The sequence below is a fragment of the Hydrogenophaga atypica genome, assembly GCF_042665215.1.
Lineage (GTDB): Bacteria > Pseudomonadota > Gammaproteobacteria > Burkholderiales > Burkholderiaceae_C > Hydrogenophaga > Hydrogenophaga defluvii_A.
On the sequence record NZ_JBHTCA010000052.1, the window covers coordinates 1 to 7600 of the forward strand.

Consider the following 7600-nt stretch of genomic DNA (forward strand, 5'->3'; position numbering starts at 1 on the left):
CGCCACGAATCGCAGATTTGAAAGTGAACAGGAAAGTCAATGAAATCAACGATCTACCAACACCACCTCCGCGCCAGTGCTAGCTTTTCGTACCGTCACTTATTGCACTGAAAACGAGGAGACCCCGGGCAAGAACACCAATGTGTACCTGGGCTCAGCCGAACTCTCGGCCATCTGCTCCAAGCTGGGCCGTATTCCCAGCAAGGAAGAATATCTGGCCGACGTGGGCGTCATTAACCAGAGCAGCGACAAGATCTACCAGTACCTGAACTTCGACCAGATCGAAGAATATGTGGAGAACGCCAAGGAAGCGACTGCCTGAGCGGCGATGGCTCCCTGAAACAACAAACGGCCCTTCGGGGCCGTTTTGCTGCGTAGCCTGGCTGAGGAGAAGTCTGCAGAATGCTGTGTATTTACACAGTATTTATGCCAGCCACCTCCAAGCCCAAGCTCTACAACCCGCGCCACCCCGAGCGCACGCTGCTCTACCAAACGGTGGCCGAGCATTACGAGACCTGGCTTGATCTGGCCAGCGCCGGCCAGTTCGACGGCCAGGGCGACCACCGCAGCCCCAAGCCCTATGTGCGCCAAGCGTTTGCCAAGTACCTGGAATGCGGCATCTTTGCCCACGGCTTTGCCCGTGCCCGCTGCGACGACTGCGGACACGACTTTCTGGTGGCCTTTTCCTGCAAAGGCCGGGGCGTCTGCCCCTCGTGCACCACGCGGCGCATGGCCGAGACAGCGGCACACCTCACCGACCACGTCTTCCCCCGCCTGCCAGTGCGCCAGTGGGTGCTGTCGGTTCCCAAGCGGCTGCGCTACTTTATGCAACGCGACAGCGTGGTGCTGGGCATGGTGTTGCGCATCTTCTTGCGCGTCATTGAGCAAACCCTGCAAGCCAACAGCCCATGCGCAGCGCATGCGAACAAGGCCGCCCTGCACATCGGTGCAGTCGCCTTCATTCACCGCTTTGGCTCCAGCCTGAACGAGCATGTGCATTTCCATGTGTGCGTGGTCGATGGCATGTTTGAGGCGGTGGCAGGGGAGGCGAGTGAGCAGGGCACCCGCACCACAGCGATCAGCGTCATGTTTCACCCGGCTATCGGCATCGACCCCGAAGCGGTGACCCAAGCCCAGGCCAGTTTGCGTCGGCGCATCCTGCGCGCCTTTGTGGGCCGGGGCCTGCTCGAAGGCTTCGAGGCCCAGGAGATGCTGGGGTACAAACACAGTGGGTTTTCGGTAGACACCAGCGTGTGCATAGCAGCACAAGACCGAGCGGGCCTGGAGCGCCTGCTGCGCTACTGCGCACGGCCCCCGTTTGCGCTGGATAGGCTGCGCAAAGCGGGCAGTGAGCTCATTTACCGCTGCGCCAAGCAGCACAGCGAGCCTGGCAGTGACCGGCGCGACCAACGCAAGGCAAAGCGAGGTGTTCGGGCCGACGAACTGCACCTCACGCCGCTCGAACTCATCGACCGCCTTGCCGCGCTGGTGCCGCCACCGCGTGCGCACCGCCACCGGTACTACGGCGTGCTGGCGCCCAATTCACCCCTGCGGGCTGCGGCGGTTGCACTGGGCGCAGGCCAAACCGCAGGCGCGGGCACGGGCACGGCACAGCCCGAGCCAGGCGGTGTGACCGCAGCGGTGGATGCCATGGGAGTGGCCACGGTCGGTGGTCCCAGCCAGCCCGAGCCCACCCAGCCAGCTCTGCCCAAACGCTCAGCTCACATTCTGTGGGCGGTGCTGATCGCCCGCATCTACGAGGTGTTGCCGCTGTTGTGCCCGCTCTGCGGTGGCCAGATGCGCATCATCGCTTTCATCACCTACAGTGCCGACCTCCGGCACATCCTGGAGCACATCGGGGTGGAGACAGAGCCGCCTCGCATCGCGCCAGCACGCGGGCCGCCGCTGTGGGATGGGTGCGATGTGCCGATGGGCGATGGTGTCGAGGTTGAGCCAGATTGGGGCGAGGCGGCCCAACCGGCGCCGGACTTTGAGGTCGATCAGCGCGTCAGTTGGTAAGGGAAGGCAGCAGCGGTTTGGCCGCGCGGCAGGGCTGCGTCTGTCACTGCCAAAAAATGTGCAAACCGAAAAATCTCGGGCTACTGGCGCTGATCAAGCGCTCAGGCAGGCTCAGCCTGAAGGCCTGTGATGCCCAAAACCTGGGCCATAATCGTCCTCCTGTGGTTGGATTTCCTATCCGCACGTCAGGGTTGTAGGCTGGAGCTGAAGAGACAAATCGTATGGTCTTTGCCAGATCAAGCTTTTGCGCCTCAGTCATCAAAGGAATCAACAACCCCTTGGGCAAATTGGCCACGATGACATCGGGATTTCTCGCAACCATTTGCTTCACAAGAGCGGCTGGATTGAAATTGGCAACATCAAACGCAACGATATCGACAGCAATGCCATTCTTCTTTCCCCAATCCGATACACCGTTACAGCCCCAATCAACCAGCCCCGGGATGGTGGTGATGATGCATGCCATCCGCTTCACTGCGCCTGACTTGGCGGCATACATCGCCGCTATCGTCGCAGAAATGCGTGGTCCGGTATTCAACGGTGAGATATAGGGTGAGTGAAAGCAGGATTTGGGCACGCCAGTCCCCACCAGGGCGATGACACCCGACTTGGCATACAAGGATGCGTTGGCCTCACATTCAACCATGCTGGACCCGCCCACCATGGCAATAACCTGACGGTCGGTGATCAATTTGCCCGCCAGCTCATTGGCAATCTTGGGGTTCCACTGGTCGTCTGCCACGGTGTAGATGACAGGTCTTCCGTTGATACCACCGTTGTCATTGACACATCGAAAATATGCGTTTGCAGCTATTCCTGAGGCACTGAAGTCATCTGGCCCTGTCTTGCTGACAATGCCGCCGATGTAGATGGGTTCGCCTGTGGCACGTTGGCCCGTGCTGAGCCCGCAATCGAGTTTTGGCTCGCTCTGAGCCTGAGCAAACGCAACGCCGTTTGCAAGTACGAAAGCGGCCGCGCAAAGTAACAATCGCAAGGTAGCTTTTGTTTGAATCATGAGATTCCCTGCCTCTGAACCCTAAGTGGCGTATGCGCCAATGTGGGATGAGGGCTTGATGGATTGAAGCACGTCGGAAACATTGACATCATCAATTTGCGCTGGAATCATGAATCGTTGAGCGTAGTCCAAATAAATGCCTGAGCTCAAGAATAATTCAAACAGGTCCGCGTCAATGTGTTGATCCTTCACCATGAATGCCAGAATTTTCACTGCCTCCGATAACAACTTGCCTTTCTTGTAGGGGCGGTCAGCAGCGGTAAGTGCTTCAAATATGTCGGCAATGGCCATCATCCTGGCTGGGAGGCTCATGTCGGCACGTTTCAACCGTTTTGGGTAGCCCTTGCCATCCATTTTTTCATGGTGACCGCCTGCAATTTCCGGCACTTGTTTCAGGTGTTGAGGAAAGGGCAGGGCTTCCAGCATCTTGATCGTCTGAACGATATGATCGTTGATCTTGTAGCGCTCCTCTGCCGTCAAAGTACCCCGAGAAATGCTCAAGTTGTACAACTCGCCCCGGTTGTACAAGTGGGTTGGCATGTCCAGTGAGAAGCCCCAGGGGTTACCAGGGGCTGTGTCCGGATGCAAACGCTCGCTTTCGGACCGCTCAATCACGTGCTCATCGCGATCTGCAAGTAACGGTTCCATCACTGGCAGAGTAGGGGCAGGGGTTCGCATCATTCGATTGATTTCTTCAGCGGATACACCCAAACGGTTGTCAAGAGTTCTTCGCCACTGGTACTGCGAAATCGTTTTGAGTCTTTCAATTTTTGACGGGGCCATGAACTCACCTCCCACGTTGCATTCCGCCAAAAACGCCCAATCGTCGTCAAGTTCGCGCCACCTTTCCCTTAAAGCATCAAACAGGTAACTTGGGTCTTCGCCCTTACCCGATACCACGACGGACTCGCGCAAAGCATCTATTTCTGCCTGCGCTTTGAGCAACTCGATGCGCATGCGAACCTCATGAATCCTGTCATAAACCGACTCTAGTTTTGTCGCTTTGTCCACCACAAATTCCGGTGTGGTCACTTTGCCGCAGTCGTGTAGCCAGGCGGCAATATGCAAAGCCTCCCATTGATCGTCATTGAGCCTGAAGTCGGCAAAAGGGCCCTCCGTTTTTTTCTCAGCTGCGTGGGCCAGCATCTTGGTGAGTTCGGGTACACGTTGGCAATGTCCACCCGTGTAAGGGCTCTTGGCATCAATTGCGCCCGCGATCAGTTCGATAAAACTCTGCATCAATTGCTTTTGCTGCGATATCAACTGCTGGTTTGCCAGTGCCACAGAGGCCGTGCCAGAGAGAGCCTTAACGAACTTCAATCGCTCGTCGTCCGTTGTAGAGGCTTTACCGTCAGCGCTGTCCGTCCAAAAAACAATCAACACCCCCATGACGAAGCCCGTGCGGTCTATCAAAGGCAAGACCGCAGTGTCGCAACTGTCTACCATCAGCAACTTCAGAATCGAGTCAACGGAACCAGTACCGTCTCTGACAAGCCGATGAGTTTTGGTCACCTTTTCCTCGATGCAATCGGACACCACCGATGCGCCAGAGATTTTAAGCAGATGCTTGGGAATATCAGAAAACTTGATATCGGGTGAGTTGGGCACTGAGACGGCGCCGCCATTAAATGCAGTGCTGTCTGGCGACAACAGCAAGACGGCCCCACCAGTGGCTCCGGCTGCGTCCAGAGTTTCCACCAATATGCGATCCAATAGCTTGGCAAAATTGCCCTCAGCGCCGAGCGCCGTGGATATTTCCAGAAAGCGCCGAATCGTATGACGCATGCTGTCCACTGCTACTGCCAGATCCTGAACTTCCTGGACCATCGTAGGCTGCCGGGTACCGGTTTCAAAGTGAAAGCGCGAAATTTCGCTGGCTTCGCGGGTAAGCGCGCTGATAGGTTTGGAAATGCTATTGGCCATTTGAATAGCTATCAGCATCACCAAAAGTAATGCGCTACCGGTCATCATCAGCGCATTGTTACGCGCACGTTTTGCCGGGGCGATCAGTTCGTCGACGGGTGTCAGCGCTCCCAGAAAAAACGCTGTGCCGCCAGAATCGAATACCTGATCCGTTCGAATGAAATATTCGCGGTTATCAATGTCCACTGTGCTCATTGAATTACTGCGCACCGCAGAGCCCAAACCGGGTTTTAGTTTTGGGTTTTCCGCAGATGCGATGGCTGCCTGATTTTGAAACTGGTGCCACACCGCCCGCATTTTTGGGTTGCTCAAGTCTTGTAGTTTGACAAGGTCCAAGTTTCCCCTGGCATCTAGCATGGGCTTGATTTCTGGGTCGGGATGGGCAACGATCGAGCCCTCCCGATCAAACAAAACCAGGTCCATGCCCTTCAGTTTTTGGTATTCCGCCAATAACTTCGACAACGCTCCGAGGGTGATGTTTATGCCTACCACGGCAAAGCCATCAGGGTGCCGCGCTGCGATGGAAATGCCAATATCGCCAGTTGTCGCGAACTTGTAAGGTGCCGAAATCACGGCATCGGCATCAGGTGCCCTGTTCGCGGCCAGGTACCAGTCACGGGTGCGTGGGTCAAAATCATCATTGGTGACGGCTCGGGCTTCTACCAACGATTTGTCTGCTGAATAGAAATACCTTACAGCATCGATCGAGTTGGGATTGTCTCGGGAAATGGATCGTGCCACGTAGTTGGCGTCGTGTGGGGCATCAAAAATCTTTCGGACGAAATCTTCGTTTAGCTCGCGAACCTGAAGATACGAGCCGTTCTTCGTACCAACATACGCGCTGGCAAATGACCCTCGCGACCTGATGGCTGCCAGCAGGGCATCCAAGTGGCGTTGCCGCGCGTTCAGACTGTTGGCATCAGCAAGGGGGGAGTTTGCCAATATCTTCACGGCAATTTGAGCGGGCTTGAGCTCCAACTCAAGCGCATCAGACGTGCTATCGGCGATGCGGCTGAAAAGTTCCTCGCCGGCCTCCAAGGTTTGGGAGGTTAGCGTCCGGTCACTCACCCACATTAGTGAGGTTGACACCACCAGCAACATACCCACCACTAGCGTAGCTATATGGACTTTCAGCGGTAATACTTTGGAATTCATTCTCGACCTCATAGATGAGCGACCTTCTGAAGGGTCCTTTATCAGCAAGCAACTTCCTGTGGCGTTTTTACCAGTTGGTTTCGGAGAATCCGTTGAAGCAAGGACATGATACGGATAGGCATTTCAACCACATGAGGCCAAGTATCGCACCTCAGAACAGCCTGCGAACCACAGGAATATCCTCACAGTCCCACAGCGGCGCGCTGGTTGGTTCAGCCGCCGCAAAAAAAAGTGTTGTGCAGGAGAATGATTTCCATCGCGCCGGGTGCGCCAGACACAGGGACACCCCGCAGAGCGCCTGCCTCACCACTTTGGCCTGTCACCAGTTGATACGCTGATCGACCTCAAAGTCGGGTACCGGTTGAGCTGCCCCATCCCAGTCGGTTGCCCAATCTGGCTCGGTTTGCGCCCCGTCATCCATCTGCGCATCACCGCAGTCATCCCACAGCGGTGGTCCGCGCGCTGGGGCTATGTGCGGGGGCTCCGAGTCCACCCCAATGTGATCCAGAATCCGCCTGATCTGCCTGCCCTCGGTGACAAAGGCGATCAGGCGCATCTGCCCGCCACATAGCGGGCACAGCAACGGGAACACCTCGTAGATGCGGGCGATCAGCACCGCCCACAGGTAGTGGGCCGGGCGCTTGGTCGGTACGGGTTCGGGCGTGGGTGAAATTGCATTGCCCAGCGGCGCGGGGCGGTGTGCGTCATCGCCCGTGGCATCTGGCTGGGCATCCGCCATGGCCGTCACCGCTGCTCTGTGCGGCGAGTTCGGCGCCAGCACACCAAAGTAGCGATGCCGGTGGGTGCGCGGTGGTGGCACCAGGGCGGCAATGCGGTCGATCAGCTCCAGCGCTGTGAGGTGCAGTTCGTCCACCTTGGCACCACGCTTGTCACTGGTGGGCTCGCTGCGCTGTTTGGCGCAGCGGTACACCAGGGCTGCGCCCTCTTTGCGAAGGCGTTCCATGGCAAAGGGTGGGCGGGCGCAATACCTCAGCAAGCGCTCCAGGGCGGCGCGGTCGTCTGCTTCAATGCAGACACCGGCATCCACCGAGAAGCCGCTGTGCTGGTAGGCCAGCATCTCTTTGGCATCAGCCTTCTCCAGCAGGCCCCGCGCGGCGAAGGCGCGCAGGATGCGTTTTTGCAGGGTGGTCTGCACCTGGGCCACAGTATCCGCATCGATTCCGCTGGCCGGGTGGAAGACGATGCCGGGTGTTGAGGCTTGAGGGGCGGCATTAGCGTCGCCCTCGCTCGCCACCGCCTCAAACACCCCATCGACCACACAGACGTGGAAGTGCACATGAGCGTTCAGGCTGGAGCCGAACCGGTGGATGAAGGCGACTGCACCAATGTGCAGCGCCGCCTTGATCTTTGCCCGCGGTTGAAGGAACTCAAACAGCGCCACCTCTTTGTGCCACGCGGCACCAAAGTGCCCGCAGAAATCGCTGCGGTGTGCGAAGCCAATGTCGACGTCGCTTTGATCGAAAAGCA

General features: G+C 57.5%; 4 protein-coding genes and 2 pseudogenes. 3 read left to right on the forward strand and 3 right to left on the reverse strand.

Annotated features, from left to right (window positions below; genetic code table 11):
- Window positions 1–127: 127 nt before the first annotated feature.
- Window positions 128–322: pseudogene (locus tag ACFQPB_RS23360) on the forward strand (hypothetical protein); the annotation flags it as partial.
- Between the two features lie 104 nt (window positions 323–426).
- Window positions 427–2019 (forward strand): IS91-like element ISCR23 family transposase, encoded by a 1593-nt coding sequence (locus ACFQPB_RS23365; protein ID WP_020229221.1) that lies wholly within the window; start codon window positions 427–429, stop codon window positions 2017–2019.
- A gap of 43 nt (window positions 2020–2062) precedes the next feature.
- Here ACFQPB_RS23365 and ACFQPB_RS23370 read toward each other — a convergent pair whose 3' ends face one another.
- The 3 genes and pseudogenes from ACFQPB_RS23370 to ACFQPB_RS23380 form a co-directional block, all read right to left on the reverse strand.
- A complete protein-coding gene (locus tag ACFQPB_RS23370) occupies window positions 2063–3034 on the reverse strand; it encodes an ABC transporter substrate-binding protein (protein ID WP_382228699.1) in 972 nt (323 codons plus the stop codon).
- 21 nt (window positions 3035–3055) lie between these two features.
- Window positions 3056–6112 (reverse strand): HD domain-containing phosphohydrolase, encoded by a 3057-nt coding sequence (locus ACFQPB_RS23375; RefSeq protein ID WP_382228702.1) that lies wholly within the window; start codon window positions 6110–6112, stop codon window positions 3056–3058.
- Between the two features lie 319 nt (window positions 6113–6431).
- A pseudogene (locus tag ACFQPB_RS23380) lies at window positions 6432–7475 on the reverse strand (transposase); the annotation flags it as partial.
- Between ACFQPB_RS23380 and ACFQPB_RS23385 the strand changes: the two are divergent.
- The coding region (locus ACFQPB_RS23385; RefSeq protein WP_382228705.1) for a hypothetical protein at window positions 7398–7600 on the forward strand (203 nt) is incomplete at its 3' end. The pseudogene ACFQPB_RS23380 and the gene ACFQPB_RS23385 overlap by 78 nt on opposite strands.

What these genes read in the sequence shown, in the direction of transcription:
- ACFQPB_RS23375 (WP_382228702.1), bottom strand. Translation starts at nt 6,112, where the DNA reads ATGAATTCCAAAGTATTACCGCTGAAAGTCCATATAGCTACGCTAGTG.
- ACFQPB_RS23370 (WP_382228699.1), bottom strand. Translation starts at nt 3,034, where the DNA reads ATGATTCAAACAAAAGCTACCTTGCGATTGTTACTTTGCGCGGCCGCT.
- ACFQPB_RS23365 (WP_020229221.1), top strand. Translation starts at nt 427, where the DNA reads ATGCCAGCCACCTCCAAGCCCAAGCTCTACAACCCGCGCCACCCCGAG.